A 17,455-nucleotide genomic window follows, 5' to 3' on the forward strand; every position below is an offset into this window, starting at 1 on the left:
CGACGCGGAAGGGCCGTCCACGGCGGCCTTCGGACCCACCGACCCAAGGCCGGGTGCCGACCCCGGCCCCGACGAAGTGCAGCTCACCGAAGCGCACCTCACCGACGCGGACCTCACCCGAGCGCCCTTACACGGCGCGAGGACCCGGCGCGTCGGCGGTGACGGCGACACCCCCCGAGGTGGCCCCGTGAGCCCCCCCGGGGCGCTCCTCGGCCCCCGCGCCGCCCCGGAGGACGGCTGCGGCCCCGACAGCGGCGCCGACACCGGCGGAGGCGGCACCGGCCTCCTCGCGCAACTCCTCCTCGCCCTCATCTGCGGGGGCTACGCCACCGGCGCGGCACTCGGCTGGGGTTCCCCCGAAGTGGCCCTGTTCATGGGCGACTTCGGCCTCAGCATCGCCGCCCTCATCGCCTCGGTCTCCTGCTTCCTCTACGCCCGCGGCAACGACAGCCGCTTCCGCCCCGCCTGGCTGCTCTTCTCGCTCTCCTCCCTGATGGCCGCCGGCGGGAACGCGGTCTGGGGCTGGTACGAGGTTGTGCTCGACCGCCCCGTGCCGAGCCCCTCCCTCGCCGACCTGTTCTTCCTCTGCTTCGCGCCGCCCGCCATCGTCGGCCTGCTCGTCCTCGCCAAACGCCCCGTCAGCAAGGCCGGCTGGGTGTGCCTGTGCCTCGACGCCTGGCTGATCGGCGGCTCGCTGCTCACGCTCTCCTGGAGCCTGGCCCTCGCGCACACCACGCACTTCGACGGCGAGACCGTCGCTCACGCGGCGCTCTCCCTCGCCTATCCGCTGCTGGACATCGTGCTCGTCAGCATGGTGCTCGCCCTGCACTTCCGGCGCTCGACCGGCAGCCGTACGGCCATCAACTCCGCCATCGCCGCCCTCGCCCTCACGGTCCTGTGCGACGCCCTGTTCACCTCGCCGCTGCTCCGGGAGAACTACCGCTCGGGCCAACTGCTCGACGCGGGCTGGTTCGCCGGGTCCCTGCTGCTCGCGTACGCGCCCTGGGGCGTCCGCAAGGCCGCCGAGAGCGTGCCCGAGCCGGTGCGGCCGCCCCGCGCCCCCCGGCAGCCCGGCAGACCGATCGCGGGCTCCCTGGCCGCGCTGACGCCGTATCTCGCCGCAGCCGTGTGCACCCTGGGGATCCTGTACAACGTCATCGAGGGCCGCCGGGTCGACCGCGTCGTGGTGCTCACCGGCTGCACGGTTGTCCTCGCCCTGGTCGTACGGCAGGGCATCATGCTCGTCGACAACATCGCGCTCACCCATGAACTGGCCCAGAAGGAGAACCACTTCCGCTCCCTGGTCCAGGGATCGAGCGACGTCATCATGATCGCCGGACCCGAGGGCACCCTGGACTACGTGAGCCCCGCGGCGGCCGGCGTCTACGGACGCGAGGCGGACGGCCTCGTCGGAGCCGCACTGGAATCGATCATCCACCCCGACGACCGGGGCCGGGTCAAACGCGAAGTGCGCCGCTTCCTGGCCGCTCCTCCTACGGAAGAGCCCACCACCCGCATCGAATGCCGCTTCAAGTCCGGCTCCGGCGACTGGCTGAACGTGGAATCCACGGTCAACCGGCACCAGGGCGGCCTGATCCTCAACAGCCGCGACGTCACCGAACGTGTCAGGCTCCAGGCTCAGTTGCAGCACAACGCCGAGCACGACCCGCTCACCGACCTGCCGAACCGCGCCCTGTTCACCGAGCGGGTCCGCCAGGCCCTCTCCGGGCGCCGCGCGGGCGACCCCGGCACGGCCGTCCTGTTCATCGACCTCGACGGCTTCAAAGGCGTCAACGACCGCCTCGGCCACCAGGTCGGCGACGAGCTGCTGATCAACGCGGCCCGCCGTCTCCAGGAGTCGGTACGGGCCGGGGACACCGCCGCCCGCCTCGGCGGGGACGAGTTCGCCGCGCTCATCCTCGGCGACGGCACCGACGACCAGACCGCACGGGAGTACCAGGTCCACGAGATCGCCGACCGGTTGCGACTGAAGCTGTCGCAGCCGTACCGCATCGAAGGCAACGATGTCCGCGTCGCCGCCTCCATCGGAGTCGCCTTCGCCGAACCCGGGATAACCCCCACCCACCTCATGCGCAACGCGGACCTCGCCATGTACCGCGCCAAGGCCGGCGGCAAGGACCGCGTCGAGCTGTACGCCCCCCAGATGCAGGCGGACGTGGTCCGCAGGACCGAACTGGCCGCCAGGCTCCGCACGGCCCTGCGCGACGGCGAATTCGCCCTGCTGCACCAGCCCGTGGTGGACCTGTCCACCGGACAGGTCTCCGCCGTCGCCGCCCAGGCCCGCTGGCGCTCCGCCCAGGGCATCCTCTTCACACCCGCCGAGTTCTTACGGGTCGCCGACGACAACGACCGCACCGCCGAGTTAGGGCGCTGGCTGCTCGAGAAAGCCGTCGAGCAGGCCGCCGAGCGCGGCAGGACGGGCCACCTCGTACCGGTGACCGTCCGCCTCTCCGCCCGCAGACTGCTCGACCGGTCCATGCCACTCGGCTCGATCGAAGCCCTCCTGACCCGCCACGGGCTCCCCTCGGGCGCCCTGCTGATCGAGCTGGCCGACAGCGACCCGCGCACGTCCTTGGACGAGCTGGAGCACCGCCTGCTCGCGCTGCGCCGTCTGGGCGTACGGATCGCCCTCGACGGCTTCGGCAGCGGTTACGCGGCGATCAACGCGCTGCGCCGGCTCCCCGTCGACGTACTGAAACTGGACCGCGGACTGGTCGAGGGCGTCGTCGAGTCGGCCAGACTGCACAAGATCACTGCGGGGCTGCTCCGGATCGCCGGCGATCTCGGCATGGTCTCGGTGGCCGACGGCGTCGACGTACCGGAACAGGTTCTCGCGCTCCGCGCCATGGGCTGCACCCACGGCCAGGGCATGGCCTTCTCCGGCCCCCTCGACGAGTACCGGCTGCGCCGCGCGCTGATCCGCGGCGAATTCCCCCTCCCCGGGGCGACCCCGCTGCCCGTGCTGAGCGGCGGCTCGCTGCCCGTCCGCCGGACGCGGGCGGCCACCCCGGACATGATCCCCCGACCGATCACCCGACCCTCCGTCCGCTCAAATGTTGAGACGCCAGTCCCACCCACTTGACAGTGGTAGCGCGTCGGAGGGAGGGTCAATGCCATGCGCACCCGAATTCTCGTACTTGGACAGCGCGTCGGCTGAAGCAGTGCCCCTCATCGGCTCTGTAGACCGCACCGACGCGCTCCCCTCGCCTGCCTCCCGGCACGAGGGGTTTTTTGTTGTACAGGCACAGCCCAAACCCCCGCAAAAACCCTCAGCTCTCGAGAAGAGAATGACGATGACCGAGCAGGCCACCGGGGCCCACCCGACGCCGCGCGCCCGTAACGGCGGACCCTCGTCCGCCACCGTTGAGCACGTCACGGGCGCGCAGTCCCTCATCCGCTCTCTTGAGGAAGTGGGGGCCGAGACGGTATTCGGCATCCCCGGCGGCGCCATCCTTCCGGCCTACGACCCGATGATGGACTCCACCCGGGTCCGCCACATCCTGGTCCGCCACGAGCAGGGCGCCGGCCACGCGGCCACCGGCTACGCGCAGGCCACCGGCAAGGTGGGCGTCTGCATGGCCACCTCGGGCCCCGGCGCCACCAACCTGGTCACCCCGATCGCCGACGCGCACATGGACTCCGTGCCGCTCGTCGCGATCACCGGCCAGGTCGCCAGCAAGGCGATCGGCACGGACGCCTTCCAGGAGGCGGACATCTGCGGCATCACGATGCCGATCACCAAGCACAACTTCCTGGTCACCAAGGCCGAGGACATCCCGCGCACCATCGCCGAGGCGTTCCACATCGCCGCCACCGGCCGCCCGGGGCCCGTGCTCGTCGACATCGCCAAGGACGCCCTCCAGGCGAAGACCACCTTCAGCTGGCCGCCCACCCAGGAACTGCCCGGCTACCGCCCGGTCACCAAGCCGCACGCCAAGCAGATCCGCGAGGCGGCGAAGCTGATCACCCAGGCCAAGCGGCCGGTGCTGTACGTCGGCGGCGGCGTCATCAAAGCCGGTGCCACCGCCGAACTGCGCGTTCTCGCCGAACTGACCAACGCCCCCGTCACCACCACCCTGATGGCGCTGGGCGCGTTCCCCGACAGCCACCCGCTGCACGTGGGAATGCCGGGCATGCACGGTGCGGTCACCGCCGTCACCGCGCTGCAGAAGGCCGACCTGATCGTCGCCCTCGGAGCCCGCTTCGACGACCGCGTCACCGGCAAACTGGACAGCTTCGCCCCGTACGCGAAGATCGTCCACGCCGATGTCGACCCGGCGGAGATCGGCAAGAACCGCGCCGCCGACGTGCCGATCGTCGGCGACGCCCGCGAGGTCCTCGCCGACCTCGTCCAGGCGGTCCAGGCCGAGCACACCGAGGGCAACGTCGGTGACTACAGCGCCTGGTGGCGCGACCTCAGCCGCTGGCGCGAGACGTACCCCCTCGGCTTCGACCAGCCGGCCGACGGCAGTCTCTCCCCGCAGCACGTCATCCAGCGCATCGGCCAACTCGCCCCGGACGACACGATCTACGCGGCGGGCGTCGGCCAGCACCAGATGTGGGCCGCCCACTTCATCGACTACGAGCGGCCCGCCACCTGGCTCAACTCCGGCGGCGCGGGCACGATGGGCTACGCCGTCCCGGCCGCGATGGGCGCGAAGGCCGGACAGCCGGACCGCACCGTGTGGGCGATCGACGGCGACGGCTGCTTCCAGATGACCAATCAGGAACTGGTCACCTGCGCGCTCAACAACATCCCCATCAAGGTCGCGATCATCAACAACGGCGCGCTGGGCATGGTCCGCCAGTGGCAGACCCTCTTCTACAACCAGCGCTACTCCAACACCGTCCTCCACAGCGGCCCCGACGTGGCCGGCGGCGGGTCGTTCGAGGGCTCGGGCCGCGCGGACGACGCGAAGCCCAACGGCGGCACCCGTATCCCGGACTTCGTGAAGCTGTCCGAGGCGATGGGCTGCGTCTCGATGCGCTGCGAGTCCCCGGACGAGCTGGACGCCGTGATCGCCAAGGCCAACTCCATCAACGACCGCCCCGTGGTGGTCGACTTCATCGTCCACGAGGACGCCCAGGTCTGGCCGATGGTCGCCGCGGGCACCTCCAACGACGAGGTCCTGGCCGCCCGGGGTGTGCGCCCCGACTTCGGCGACAGCCTGGACGACTGAGCCGGATGCCGAGAGCGAGAGAAAGAACGACGAAAATGTCTTCCAAGCACACCCTCTCCGTCCTGGTGGAGAACACCCCCGGCATCCTGGCCAGGATCGCCGCGCTGTTCTCCCGGCGCGGTTTCAACATCGACTCACTCGCGGTGGGCGTCACCGAACACCCCGACATCTCCCGCATCACCATCGTGGTCAACGTCGAGGACCTGCCGCTCGAGCAGGTGACCAAGCAGCTCAACAAGCTGATCAACGTCCTGAAGATCGTCGAACTCGAGCCCGGCGCCGCGATCCAGCGCGAGCTCGTCCTGGTGAAGGTCCGCGCCGACAACGAGACCCGCTCCCAGATCGTCGAGATCGTGCAGCTCTTCCGCGCCAAGACCGTGGACGTCTCACCCGAGGCCGTCACCATCGAGGCCACCGGATCGAGTGACAAGCTCGACGCGATGCTGAAGATGCTGGAGCAGTTCGGCATCAAGGAGCTGGTCCAGTCCGGCACGATCGCCATAGGGCGCGGCGCGCGGTCCATCACGGACCGCAGCCTGCGGGCGCTCGACCGCAGCGCGTAGCTTCCGCTCCGACGGCGCGCGGAGCCCGCGCCGTCGGAGCCGTACGGCACCCCGGTTCGCATGCCGAGACCGTGAGACTCCCTTTACCCGCTCCGCCGTACGGTGGGGCTCACACCGCGACACCCCAGTTTGCACACCAAGGAGAAGACCCAGTGGCCGAGCTGTTCTACGACGACGATGCCGACCTGTCCATCATCCAGAGCCGCAAGGTCGCGGTCATCGGCTACGGCAGCCAGGGCCACGCCCACGCGCTGTCGCTCCGTGACTCGGGTGTCGACGTCCGGGTCGGCCTGCACGAGGGTTCCAAGTCCAAGGCGAAGGCCGAGGAGCAGGGCCTGCGCGTGGTGACGCCCGCCGCGGCGGCCGCCGAGGCCGACGTCATCATGATCCTGGTGCCGGACCCGATCCAGGGACAGGTCTACGAGGAGTCCATCAAGGACAACCTCAAGGACGGCGACGCGCTCTTCTTCGGACACGGCCTCAACATCCGCTTCGGCTTCATCAAGCCGCCCGCCGGTGTCGACGTCGCCATGGTCGCCCCGAAGGGCCCCGGCCACCTGGTCCGCCGTCAGTACGAGGAGGGCCGCGGCGTTCCGTGTATCGCGGCCGTCGAGCAGGACGCCACCGGCAAGGGCTTCGAGCTGGCGCTGAGCTACGCGAAGGGCATCGGCGGCACGCGCGCCGGCGTCATCAAGACGACCTTCAGCGAGGAGACCGAGACCGACCTCTTCGGTGAGCAGGTCGTCCTCTGCGGCGGTACCTCCGCGCTCGTCAAGGCGGGCTTCGAGACGCTGGTCGAGGCCGGTTACCAGCCGGAGATCGCGTACTTCGAGTGCCTCCACGAGCTGAAGCTGATCGTGGACCTGATGTACGAGGGCGGCCTGGACAAGATGCGCTGGTCGGTCTCCGAGACCGCCGAGTGGGGCGACTACGTCACCGGCCCGCGGATCATCACGGACCAGACCAAGGCCGAGATGAAGAAGGTCCTCGCCGAGATCCAGGACGGCACGTTCGCCCAGAACTGGATGGACGAGTACCACGGCGGTCTGAAGAAGTACAACGAGTACAAGAAGGCCGACAGCGACTCGCTGCTGGAGAGCACGGGCCGCGAGCTGCGCAAGCTGATGAGCTGGGTCGACAACGACGACGCCTGAGGCGTTCACGGTGCCGGGCCCCGAGCGCGGGCCCGGCACCGGGCCGGCCGTCGAACGGGTCGCTGTCAGGCCCTCGGCGAGGTGGCCGGACGGCTGTCGGTAAGCGCTTGCGGCGGGGTCCGTCCACGTACGGGTGATCTGCCCGCCGAGGCGGGAAACCCCCGCCGCCGACACCACTACACTGCTGCATACATCCGCGTCAGGCCCACAATGTCGTGCGTCTTCCACGCGATCAGGCCCGGACCAGGGCCTGGCACCCTCCGCCGCCTGCGGCCGTCGGGACGGCCGTCCGCAATGGACTTGTGAGGACCCACGTGAGCTCGCGTTCCAACCAAAAGCCGGTTGTACTCATCGCCGAAGAGCTGTCGCCCGCCACTGTCGACGCGCTCGGCCCGGACTTCGAGATCAGGCACTGCAACGGCGCCGACCGCGCCGAACTGCTGCCCGCCATCGCCGACGTGGACGCGATCCTCGTCCGCTCCGCGACCAAGGTCGACGCCGAGGCCGTGGCCGCGGCGAAGAAGCTGAGGGTCGTCGCCCGCGCGGGTGTCGGTCTCGACAACGTAGACGTCTCCGCCGCCACCAAGGCCGGCGTCATGGTCGTCAACGCGCCCACCTCCAACATCATCACCGCCGCCGAGCTGGCCTGCGGCCTGCTGGTCGCCACGGCGCGCAACATCCCGCAGGCCAACACCGCCCTGAAGAACGGCGAGTGGAAGCGCAGCAAGTACACGGGCGTCGAGCTGAGCGAGAAGACGCTCGGCGTCGTCGGCCTCGGCCGCATCGGCGTACTGGTCGCGCAGCGCATGTCCGCGTTCGGGATGAAGATCGTCGCGTACGACCCGTACGTACAGCCCGCGCGAGCCGCGCAGATGGGCGTCAAGTTGCTCTCCCTGGACGAGCTGCTGGAGGTGTCGGACTTCATCACCGTGCACCTGCCGAAGACCCCCGAGACCCTGGGCCTGATCGGGGACGAGGCGCTGCACAAGGTCAAGCCGACGGTGCGGATCGTCAACGCCGCGCGCGGCGGGATCGTGGACGAGGAGGCGCTGGCCTCCGCGCTCAAGGAGGGCCGCGTCGCGGGCGCCGGTCTGGACGTCTACGCGAAGGAGCCCTGCACGGACTCCCCGCTCTTCCAGTTCGACCAGGTCGTCTGCACCCCGCACCTCGGCGCGTCGACGGACGAGGCGCAGGAGAAGGCGGGCGTGTCGGTCGCCAGGTCGGTGCGCCTCGCGCTCGCCGGTGAGCTGGTGCCCGACGCGGTCAACGTCCAGGGCGGGGTCATCGCCGAGGACGTACGGCCGGGTCTGCCGCTCGCCGAGAAGCTGGGCCGGATCTTCACCGCGCTGGCGGGCGAGGTCGCCGTACGCCTCGATGTCGAGGTCTACGGCGAGATCACGCAGCACGATGTGAAGGTGCTCGAACTGTCCGCGCTGAAGGGCGTGTTCGAGGACGTCGTCGACGAGACGGTGTCGTACGTGAACGCGCCGCTGTTCGCGCAGGAGCGCGGCGTCGAGGTGCGTCTCACGACGTCGAGCGAGTCGCCCGACCACCGCAACGTGGTCACCGTGCGGGGCACGCTCTCCGGGGGCGAGGACGTGTCGGTCTCCGGCACGCTCGCCGGTCCGAAGCACCTGCAGAAGATCGTCGCGATCGGTGAGTACGACGTCGACGTGTCCCTGGCCGACCACATGGTCGTCCTGCGGTACGAGGACCGTCCGGGTGTCGTCGGCACCGTCGGCCGGATCCTCGGCGAGGCGGGGCTGAACATCGCGGGGATGCAGGTCTCGCGCGCGGAGGAGGGCGGCGAGGCGCTGGTCGTCCTGTCCGTCGACGACAACGTGCCGCCGGCGGTGCTGGCCGAGATCTCCGACGAGATCGGTGCGAACTCGGCGCGCTCGGTGGATCTGACCGACTGATCCGCCGCGCTTGACCGTTGAACACGGCGAGGGGCCCGGGATTCTCTCCCGGGCCCTTCCCCGTGTCCGTTGCCGCGCCGCGCGGACCACCGCTCTGCGGGCGGGGCGCTCTGTCGGTGGCGACCGGCGTCAGCGTCGCCCCGCCGACTCGGCCGGATCGGCGAGGGCGCTCGCCCGGCGCGGCGAGTCGCGTCCCGTGCGCTTCCGTGCGCCGACTCGGCAAGACGGTGCGGGAGTTGACCGGCGCCCAGGGCTCGCGCCGCTCATGCCCCGCGGCCCCGCGAGGGGCGCCGTCGACGGATCAGCCGGTCTCGGCGGGGCGCCCGAGAAGGTCCGTCAGGGGGACGTCCGTATCGGCTAGTTCGTTTGCGTCGACCGCCCGGCCGGAGGTGACGAGGTCGCGGATCGGGTCGGTGACGTCCCAGACGTTGACGTTCATCCCGGCCAGGACACGGCCCTCGGCCAGCCAGAACGCGATGAACTCCCGCGTGTCCGTCGAGCCGCGGAAGACGACCTGGTCGTACGTGCCTGGTTCGGCGTAGCCGGTGTACTCCATGCCCAAGTCGTACTGATCGGTGAAGAAGTACGGAACACGGTCGTACGTCACGTCCTGCCCGAGCATCGCCTTCGCCGCGGTCCGGGGCTGGTTGAGGGCGTTGGCCCAGTGCTCGACGCGGATGTGCTTGCCCAGCAGCGGGTGGAAGGCGTTGGCGACGTCCCCGGCGGCGTGGATGTCGGGCTGGGACGTGCGCAGAGAAGCGTCGACGCGGATGCCGTTGTCGATCTCCAGGCCGGCCGCCGCGGCGAGCTGGCTGTTGGGGGTGATGCCGACGCCGACGATCACCGCGTCGGTGTCGAGGCGGCTGCCGTCGGCCAGCAGCACACCGGTCGCCCGGCCGTCGGTGCCGGTGATCTCCGAGACCTTGACGCCGCAGCGCAGCTCGACCCCGTTATCGGTGTGCAGGCGGGCGAAGATCCGGGCGGCTTCACGGCCCAGCACCTGGAGCAGCGGGAGTTCCGCCGTCTCCAGGACCGTGACCTCGAGTCCGGCCGCCCGGGCGGCGGCAGCCGTCTCCAGCCCGATCCAGCCCGCGCCGATCACCACGACCCGCGACGCGGACTCGAACGTCTCCTTGATGCGGTCGCTGTCGGCGAACCGGCGCAGATGGAGCACCCCGTCGAGGTCGGCTCCGGGCAGCGGCAGACGGCGGGGCGAGGAACCGGTGGTCAGGAGCAGCTTCGCGTAGCCGACACGGCTGCCGTCGGCGAGCGCGACCTCATGGGCGGCCGGGTCGATCGCGGTGACCGTGGTTCCCATTCGCAGATCGACGTCGTGCTCGGCGTACCACCCGGAAGGGTGGACGAAGGCCGTCTCGCGTTCCTCCTTGCCCTGTAGATAGCCCTTGGAGAGCGGCGGCCGCTCGTAGGGGCGCTCGCTCTCCTCTCCGAGCAGCGCGATCGGGCCGTCGAAGCCCTCTTCACGGAGGGTCTCCGCTGCCTTCGCTCCGGCCAGGCCGGCTCCGACGATCACGAATGCTGGGTTGGCGGCCATGCTCTCTCCTCTGCTGCGTCGGCACTGCCCGCAGGTCGATGGTGGCGCGCTCGGCGATCCGGTCCCCGTCGGCGGCGCGCGCGGCGAGGTCATCGTCGTTCATGGCGGTGGCCCACGGGGCGGTTGGCTGTTCACCGGTGTGTCTGATCGCGGCCATGCCCGTGGCCACGGGGGTCGGTGACCGGCGACCGGTGACCGGCGGCGTCAGGCGGCGGCCGGGTGCGTGGCGTGCAGTTCCGAGTCCAGTTGCCCGAACAGCTCGTCACCGGAGGCGGTGAACTTGCTGACGCCCTCGTCCTCCAGTACCCGCACCACGTCGTCGTAGGACACTCCGACGGTCTCCAGATCGTCCAGCAGCCGCCGGGATGCCTCATATGTGCCGTGGATGGTGTCGCCGCTGATGCGGCCGTGGTCGGCGACCGCGCGCAACGTCTGCTCCGGCATCGTGTTGACCACCATGGGCGCCACCAGTTCGTCGACGTAGCGGGTGTCGGCGTAGGCGGGATCCTTCACCCCGGTCGAGGCCCACAACGGCCGCTGGGGGCGCATCCCGGCCGCGGCCAACTCCCGCCATTCGTCGGACGCGGCGGCCCGCTCGAAGTGCTCATAGGCCAGGCGGGCGTTGGCGATCGCGGCCCGTCCGCGCAGGGCCCGCGCCTCGGGGGTACCGATCCTGTCCAGCCGGCCGTCGACCTCGGTGTCCACCCGGCTGACGAAGAAGGAGGCCACCGACGCGATGGACGCCAGGTCGTGCCCCGCCGCGCGTGCTCGGGTCATGCCGTCGAGGAAGGCGCGCCGCACCTGGTCGTAGCGGTCGAGGGAGAAGATCAGTGTCACGTTGATGCTGATGCCCTCCGCGAGCGCGGTGCTGATCGCCTCCAGGCCGGCCTCGGTGGCGGGGATCTTCACGAACATGTTCGGCCTGTCCACGAGCCACCACAGGGCCCGTGCCTCGGCGATCGTCGCCGCCGTGTCGTGGGCGACATGCGGGTCCACCTCCAGTGACACCCGTCCGTCCGCCCCGTCGCCGGCCTCGTACACCGGTCGCAGTACGTCGCAGGCCCAGCGCACGTCGAACGCGGTCAGCGACCTGACGGCTTCCTCGACCCGTACGCCGCGCCGGGCCAGATCACCGACCTGTGCGTGGTAGCGGGATCCGGAGCGGATCGCCTTGGCGAAGATCGTCGGATTGCTGGTGATTCCCACGACCCGCTGTTCGCGCACCAGGTCGGCCAGTTCCCCGGCGGCGAGCCGCTCCCGGTTCAGGTCGTCGAGCCAGATCGCCACGCCTTCGGCGCTCAGCCGGTCCAGGTTGGCACTCATGATCTTCTCCCTGCGTCGTTTCGCGGGATGCCGTCTATGTGACGCCCGGATCCGCCGCGGTCCGGGTGTCGATCTCCTTCGCGCACGCCTCGGTGGCGGTACGGGGCGCGCTCGCACCGTCGGCCGCGGCCCGCAGTTCCACGCAGCACCGTCCGGGACGGGGCGCGAGGACCGCGTCGATCCCGCCGGCCCCGAGACCGGTGAGGAAGCCGCCGAGGAAGGCGTGGTTGATCCCGCACACCAGCTCCGGCGACCGGGCGGCCAGTGGGTGGAACGGACAGTTCAGCAGCCGCAGTTCGGTCGGGGCCTGTCGGTGGGGCTCGAACCCTCGCTCCTCCAGCACGGACTCGGAGAGCGTGAGAGAACGCTCGGGCCCCAGGCGGCCCGGCCGGCCGCCGACGCGCGTCACGGCGCCGAGGTCCCGCCCCCGGTCGCGGGCCGTGCGCAGCGCCGCCGATCGGGCGTCCTCGCCCTGCCGTTGATCGAGCACCGCGTCGACAAGGATCTCGGCGAGGACGTCGGGGCGCCGCTCGGGGATGCTGACGCGGATGTCGCCGTCGGCCGGCTCGTAGACCTTGGGCTTGCGGCCGACCCTGCGGATGCCGTCCGGGTTGTCGTAACGGGAGATCAGCAGCCCGGCCGCGACGAGCTTGTCCAGGTGGAAGGCGGCCAGTTTGGCCGAGATCCCGATACGGCCCGCCGCTTCCTCACGGGTCACGGGCCGCTGGGCGCGCCGGGTGTAGGCGTACAGCCCTCTGCGTACCTCGTCCGCGAGCACCGCTACGGCTGCCACCCCCGTGGCGTCGGAGGCCCGAGGGAGAGCCGCGGGCGGGTCAGAACTCATGTATCCACGATAACGCCAATTCGTGTGGATTTAACCGGTCATTCGCGTATCAGGCCCCTGGTAGCTTGGGCGCTTCAGAATAAAACCAATGATGATTAGTGAAACTCTCCGAGGAGACGATGTGACATGACCCAGCGACTCCACTCCGCAGGGCCCAGCACCCCCACTCCCTCCGAGGAGCCGATACGGGTGGCGCCCGCCGCCCTGCGCGTCGTCCACGACGTGGCAGGGGTGGATCTGACGGCCGCCGAACTCGCGGCGAGGCAGTTTCTCCAGGCGCTGGGCATCGACACCGATTCCGAGAGCCTGCGCGGCACCCCCGGCCGTATGACCCGCGCCTACGCCGAACTGTTCAGCCCCCGCCCCTTCGACCTGACCACATTCCCCAACGACGAGGGGTACGACGAACTCGTTCTCGCCCGGAGCATCCCGCTCCGCAGCGTCTGCGAGCATCACCTTCTGCCGTTCGTCGGGACCGCCCACATCGGCTATCTGCCCGGGCACCGGATCCTGGGCCTGTCCAAACTCGCCCGGATCCTGGAGCACTTCGCCTGCCGGCCCCAGGTGCAGGAGCGACTCACCAAGCAGGTCGCCGACTGGCTCCAGACCCAACTGGAGCCCAAAGGCGTCGGCGTCGTCATCCAGGCCGAGCACACCTGTATGACGCTGCGCGGCGTCCGGGCCACCGGGGCGACGACCATCACCTCCACGCTCCACGGTCTGCTGCGCAGCGACGCCCGTTCCCGCGCCGAGTTCCTCGCCCTGACCGGCCTGCCCGACTGACCGCGCGAAAGGGGAACTCGGGGCCAGGGCCTCAGGGCTCACGACCTCATACGGGCGGACTTCAAGCGGGCGGACTTCAGCGCCATGTGCAGCAGCAGCCGGTCCTCGCCGTCGGCCAGGTCCAGGCCCGTCAGCTGTTCGATGCGCGACAGCCGGTAGTAGAGGGTCTGGCGGTGGATGCCCAACTCCGACGCCGTACGGCCCGCCTGGCCCGCGTGGTCGAGGTAGACCTCCGCCGTGTGCGTCAGGTCCGTGTGCGCGGGCGTCAGCAGCGGGCGCACCGCCGGGTCGGTGACCGTAGGCAGCGACGTCAGCAGCCGGTACGGGCCGATCTCCGACCACTGGGCGACGGGGCCGTAGCGGGGCTGCGCCGCCGTGGCGTGGGCCGCCGAGACCGCTTCGTGCCAGGCGTCGGGGAGTTCGGCCAGGCCGCGGCGCGGCGTCGCCGCACCGGCGGTGGCTTCCGGGCCCGCGGCGTCGCGCAGCCGCTCCGTCGCCGCCAGCGCGGGGCCCAGGGCGTCGCCCGAGCGGAGCCGTACGAGCAGGGCCAGCGACAGATCCGGCAGCGTGCACAGCGCCGCCGTGCCCGCCACCGCGCGCACCGTCGGGTCCGCGCCCCGCCACGGCGTGACGCACAGCACCACGTGCGGCCCGTCCCCGCCCGGCCCCAGGGCCGTACGCAGCGCCTCCACCGCCATGTCGCGCTGCCAGCCGCGCTCCGCCGTCAGTACGGCACGGAACTCACGCGCCAGGTCCGCGCCCGCCCGCACCTCCTCGGCGAGCAGTGCCCCGATCCGCCCCGTCACCTCCATGGCCGCCGCCAATCGGTCGTCCGTGAGGCCCCGGCCGGTGTCGTCGAGCAGCCACACGTAGCCGAGCACCGTGCCCCGGTGCCGTACGGGCAGACAGATCCGCCCCCGGAAGACCCCGGCGTCCGGCGCGGCGGGGATACGGACGGGGCCGGTCGCGCGGGTGATGCCGAAGCCCTCGAACCAGTCGCGCACGGCGGGGGTGGACTTCCGCGTCAGGATCGACCGCGTCCTGACGGGATCCATCACGCCCTCGTCGTCGCTGTCGTGCACCCCGAAGGCGATCAGCCCGAAGTCCCGGTTCTCCAGCGTGAGCGGCATGCCGAGCAGCGCCGAGATCTCGTCGACCAGCTCCTGGTAATCGTCCTTCATCCGGACATTCTCGCACCGCCTTCAGACATATGTCTGAGATCCCGGCCACGGATGCGTGACAGGTGTCGATGGCAGAGGATCGGAGCGGTCCCTAGATTTCACAGTGGTTCTCCGTGCCGTCGCCGGGCGTTCGCGCCCCGTACGGCCTGCTCGTTCTCTTTCGTGGAGGTGCCCTGTGCTGGGTCCCGTGATTCTCGCCGCGTCGCGCAGCGACACGATGCGGCGCGTCGTCTCGGCCGCGCCGGTCACCAGGCCCGTCGTGGACCGGTTCATCGCCGGCGAGACCGTCGACGGTACGACGCCGGTCATCCAGGACATGGCCGACAGCGGCCTCGAAGTGACCATGGACGTCCTCGGCGAGGACATCACCGACCCGGCCGAGGCACTGCACGCCCGCGACGCCTACCTGAAGCTGATCGAGGCCCTCGCGCCGCTGGGTCTCGGCGCCCGCGCCGAGATGTCGGTGAAGCTCTCCTCCTTCGGACAGGCCCTGCGCGGCGGCCACGACCTGGCGCTGCGCAACATCACCACCGTCGTCGAGGCCGCCACCGAGATCGGCACCACCGTTACGCTGGACATGGAGGATCACACGACCGTCGACTCGACGCTCGCCATCCACTCCACGCTGCGTGAGCGCTTCCCCGAGACCGGCGCCGTCGTCCAGTCGTACCTCTTCCGTACGGAGGACGACTGCCGCGCGCTCGCGGCGGCGGGCTCGCGCGTACGGCTCGTCAAGGGCGCCTACAGGGAGCCCGCGCGCGTCGCGCACCAGGACAAGGGCGAGGTCGACAAGGCGTACGTGCGCTGCCTCAAAACCCTGATGGCCGGCGAAGGACACCCGATGATCGGGACGCACGACCCGCGTCTGATCGCGATCGCGCAGGAGCTCGCGATTCGGGCCGGACGCAGGCCCGACGCGTACGAGTTCCAGATGCTCTACGGCATCCGGGAGGCCGAGCAGCGCCGTCTCGCCGCCGAGGGCCACCGGGTGCGTGTCTACATCGCGTACGGCACCGACTGGTACGGCTACTTCATGCGCCGGCTGGCGGAGCGGCCCGCCAACCTCGCCTTCTTCCTGCGCTCGCTCGCCACCCGCGGCTGAGCACCGTCACGACGGCGCCACCGCCGCCCACGACCGTCGACCGTAAACCGTCTACTGATCAAGGAGATTCGGCAACCATGGACGCTGTGACCCAGGTCCCCACGCCGGTCAACGAGCCGGTGCACGGCTACGCCCCCGGCTCCCCGGAGCGCACCCGCCTCGAAGCCAAGCTCAAGGAGCTGGCCGACCACCCCGTCGACCTGCCGATGACCATCGGGGGCGAGAAGCGGATGGGCGGCGGCGAGCGTTTCGACGTCGTACAGCCGCACAACCACCAGGCCGTTCTCGGTACGTTCGGCAACGCCACCGAGCAGGACGCCCAGGACGCCGTGGACGCCGCCCTCGCCGCCGCGCCGGGCTGGCGCGCGATGGCCTTCGACGACCGCGCCGCGATCATCCTGCGCGCCGCCGAACTGCTCTCCGGGCCGTGGCGCGAGACGCTGGCCGCCTCGACGATGCTCGGCCAGTCGAAGACCATCCAGCAGGCCGAGATCGACACTCCGTGCGAGCTGATCGACTTCTGGCGCTTCAACGTCGCCTACGCGCGCGAGATCCTCGCCGAGCAGCCGCGAGCCAACTCGACCGGCGTGTGGAACCGGCTCGACCACCGGCCGCTCGAAGGCTTCGTCTACGCGATCACGCCCTTCAACTTCACCGCCATCGCCGGCAATCTGCCGACCGCGCCCGCGCTGATGGGCAACGTCGTCGTCTGGAAGCCGTCGCCTACGCAGACGCACGCCGCCGTGCTGCTGATGAGCCTTCTTGAAGAGGCGGGGCTGCCCAAGGGCGTCATCAACCTGGTGACCGGCGACGGACTGGCCGTGTCCGAGGTGGCGCTCAACCACCCCGAGCTCGCGGGCATCCACTTCACCGGCTCCACGAAGACCTTCCAGCACCTGTGGAAGACCGTCGGCGGCAACATCGAGAAGTACCGCTCCTACCCGCGCATCGTCGGCGAGACCGGCGGCAAGGACTTCGTCGTCGCCCACCCGAGCGCCGACCGCGGTGTCCTCAAGACGGCGCTGACCCGTGGGTCGTTCGAGTTCCAGGGCCAGAAGTGCTCGGCGTCCTCGCGCGCGTACGTCCCGGCCTCGATCTGGAACGACGGCTTCAAGGAGGAGTTCGGGGCGGAGGTCGACGCCATCGCCATGGGCGACGTCACCGACCTGTCGAACTTCATCGGCGCCGTCATCGACGAGCGTGCCTTCGCGAAGAACAAGGCCGCGATCGACCGCGCCGCCGCCGACCCGACGTGCACCATCGTCGCCGGTGGCACCTATGACGACTCCGTCGGATACTTCGTGCGCCCCACGGTCATCGCCTGCACCGACCCGGCCAACGAGGTCTTCACGACCGAGTACTTCGGCCCCATCCTCGCCGTCCACGTCTACGAGGACGCGGACTACGACGCGATGCTGGCGCAGATGGAGTCCGTCTCCGCGTACGCGCTGACCGGCGCCGTCATCGCCGGTGACCGCGCGGCGGCGGCCGACACGATGGCCAAGCTCCGCTACGCCGCGGGCAACTTCTACATCAACGACAAGTCGACCGGCGCCGTGGTCGGCCAGCAGCCCTTCGGCGGCGGCCGTGCCTCCGGCACCAACGACAAGGCGGGCGCCCCGCAGAACCTGATGCGGTGGACCCTGACCCGTGCGATCAAGGAATCGCTCGTGTCCCCGACGGACTACCGCTACCCGCACATGGGCTGAGCCGCACGGGCCCGTCGGCCCCACAACCCCCGCCCCCGTGCCGGCCCCAACACCGGTTCGGGGGCGGTGTCTTCTTCCTGAAGAGGTCGTGCCGCCGCCCTCACCTCCGTACGGAGGTGAGGGC

The 17,455-nt window shown here is 70.5% G+C and carries 12 protein-coding genes; 8 read left to right on the forward strand and 4 right to left on the reverse strand.

Annotation, left to right across the window (positions count from 1 at the left end):
• The first annotated feature begins 187 nt into the window (after window positions 1-187).
• The 5 genes from ACFWHU_RS12505 to serA all read left to right on the forward strand — a co-directional run bounded on the left by ACFWHU_RS12505 (window position 188) and on the right by serA (window position 8,837).
• Window positions 188-3,103, forward strand: coding sequence for a putative bifunctional diguanylate cyclase/phosphodiesterase (locus ACFWHU_RS12505; RefSeq protein WP_387224807.1), 2,916 nt, complete (start codon window positions 188-190; stop codon window positions 3,101-3,103).
• A 211-nt stretch (window positions 3,104-3,314) separates the two neighbouring features.
• Complete coding sequence (locus ACFWHU_RS12510; RefSeq protein WP_385802411.1) at window positions 3,315-5,201, forward strand: acetolactate synthase large subunit; 1,887 nt, start codon at window positions 3,315-3,317, stop codon at window positions 5,199-5,201.
• 35 nt (window positions 5,202-5,236) lie between these two features.
• Window positions 5,237-5,764, forward strand: coding sequence for an acetolactate synthase small subunit (gene ilvN, locus ACFWHU_RS12515; RefSeq protein ID WP_078074922.1), 528 nt, complete (start codon window positions 5,237-5,239; stop codon window positions 5,762-5,764).
• Between the two features lie 152 nt (window positions 5,765-5,916).
• A complete protein-coding gene (ilvC, locus tag ACFWHU_RS12520; RefSeq protein WP_355185896.1) occupies window positions 5,917-6,918 on the forward strand; it encodes a ketol-acid reductoisomerase in 1,002 nt (333 codons plus the stop codon).
• Window positions 6,919-7,232: 314 nt separating this feature from the next.
• Entirely contained in the window at window positions 7,233-8,837 is a 1,605-nt protein-coding gene (gene serA / locus ACFWHU_RS12525) for a phosphoglycerate dehydrogenase (RefSeq protein WP_385802408.1), read from the forward strand.
• A gap of 301 nt (window positions 8,838-9,138) precedes the next feature.
• On the opposite strand, the gene ACFWHU_RS12530 is transcribed toward serA, so the two are convergent.
• The 3 genes from ACFWHU_RS12530 to ACFWHU_RS12540 all read right to left on the reverse strand — a co-directional run bounded on the left by ACFWHU_RS12530 (window position 9,139) and on the right by ACFWHU_RS12540 (window position 12,556).
• Window positions 9,139-10,389, reverse strand: a complete 1,251-nt coding sequence (locus ACFWHU_RS12530) for an NAD(P)/FAD-dependent oxidoreductase (RefSeq protein WP_387224808.1) — start codon at window positions 10,387-10,389, stop codon at window positions 9,139-9,141.
• A gap of 204 nt (window positions 10,390-10,593) precedes the next feature.
• The gene (gene tal, locus ACFWHU_RS12535; RefSeq protein ID WP_385802404.1) at window positions 10,594-11,712 is read right to left on the reverse strand and encodes a transaldolase; all 1,119 of its coding nucleotides are present in this window, start codon (window positions 11,710-11,712) and stop codon (window positions 10,594-10,596) included.
• Window positions 11,713-11,746: 34 nt separating this feature from the next.
• Window positions 11,747-12,556 (reverse strand): helix-turn-helix transcriptional regulator, encoded by an 810-nt coding sequence (locus tag ACFWHU_RS12540; protein ID WP_387224810.1) that lies wholly within the window; start codon window positions 12,554-12,556, stop codon window positions 11,747-11,749.
• A gap of 126 nt (window positions 12,557-12,682) precedes the next feature.
• On the opposite strand from ACFWHU_RS12540, the gene folE reads away from it, so the two are divergent.
• The gene (folE, locus tag ACFWHU_RS12545) at window positions 12,683-13,339 is read left to right on the forward strand and encodes a GTP cyclohydrolase I FolE (RefSeq protein WP_387224811.1); all 657 of its coding nucleotides are present in this window, start codon (window positions 12,683-12,685) and stop codon (window positions 13,337-13,339) included.
• 38 nt (window positions 13,340-13,377) lie between these two features.
• Here the strand turns inward: folE and ACFWHU_RS12550 are convergent, their stop codons facing one another.
• Window positions 13,378-14,520, reverse strand: a complete 1,143-nt coding sequence (locus ACFWHU_RS12550; RefSeq protein ID WP_387224812.1) for a PucR family transcriptional regulator — start codon at window positions 14,518-14,520, stop codon at window positions 13,378-13,380.
• Window positions 14,521-14,695: 175 nt separating this feature from the next.
• Here ACFWHU_RS12550 and ACFWHU_RS12555 point away from each other — a divergent pair, with 175 nt between their 5' ends.
• Both ACFWHU_RS12555 and pruA read left to right on the forward strand, forming a co-directional pair.
• On the forward strand, window positions 14,696-15,622 hold the full coding sequence (locus ACFWHU_RS12555) for a proline dehydrogenase family protein (RefSeq protein ID WP_387224813.1): 927 nt from the start codon (window positions 14,696-14,698) through the stop codon (window positions 15,620-15,622).
• Between the two features lie 77 nt (window positions 15,623-15,699).
• Complete coding sequence (pruA, locus tag ACFWHU_RS12560; RefSeq protein ID WP_385802393.1) at window positions 15,700-17,331, forward strand: L-glutamate gamma-semialdehyde dehydrogenase; 1,632 nt, start codon at window positions 15,700-15,702, stop codon at window positions 17,329-17,331.
• Window positions 17,332-17,455: the final 124 nt, after the last annotated feature.

Source organism: Streptomyces sp. NPDC060366 (assembly GCF_042725135.1).
GTDB lineage: Bacteria > Actinomycetota > Actinomycetes > Streptomycetales > Streptomycetaceae > Streptomyces.

What these genes read in the sequence shown, in the direction of transcription:
- ACFWHU_RS12510 (WP_385802411.1), top strand. Translation starts at nt 3,315, where the DNA reads ATGACCGAGCAGGCCACCGGGGCCCACCCGACGCCGCGCGCCCGTAAC.
- ilvN (WP_078074922.1), top strand. Translation starts at nt 5,237, where the DNA reads ATGTCTTCCAAGCACACCCTCTCCGTCCTGGTGGAGAACACCCCCGGC.
- ACFWHU_RS12530 (WP_387224808.1), bottom strand. Translation starts at nt 10,389, where the DNA reads ATGGCCGCCAACCCAGCATTCGTGATCGTCGGAGCCGGCCTGGCCGGA.
- tal (WP_385802404.1), bottom strand. Translation starts at nt 11,712, where the DNA reads ATGAGTGCCAACCTGGACCGGCTGAGCGCCGAAGGCGTGGCGATCTGG.
- ACFWHU_RS12540 (WP_387224810.1), bottom strand. Translation starts at nt 12,556, where the DNA reads ATGAGTTCTGACCCGCCCGCGGCTCTCCCTCGGGCCTCCGACGCCACG.
- folE (WP_387224811.1), top strand. Translation starts at nt 12,683, where the DNA reads ATGACCCAGCGACTCCACTCCGCAGGGCCCAGCACCCCCACTCCCTCC.
- ACFWHU_RS12550 (WP_387224812.1), bottom strand. Translation starts at nt 14,520, where the DNA reads ATGAAGGACGATTACCAGGAGCTGGTCGACGAGATCTCGGCGCTGCTC.
- pruA (WP_385802393.1), top strand. Translation starts at nt 15,700, where the DNA reads ATGGACGCTGTGACCCAGGTCCCCACGCCGGTCAACGAGCCGGTGCAC.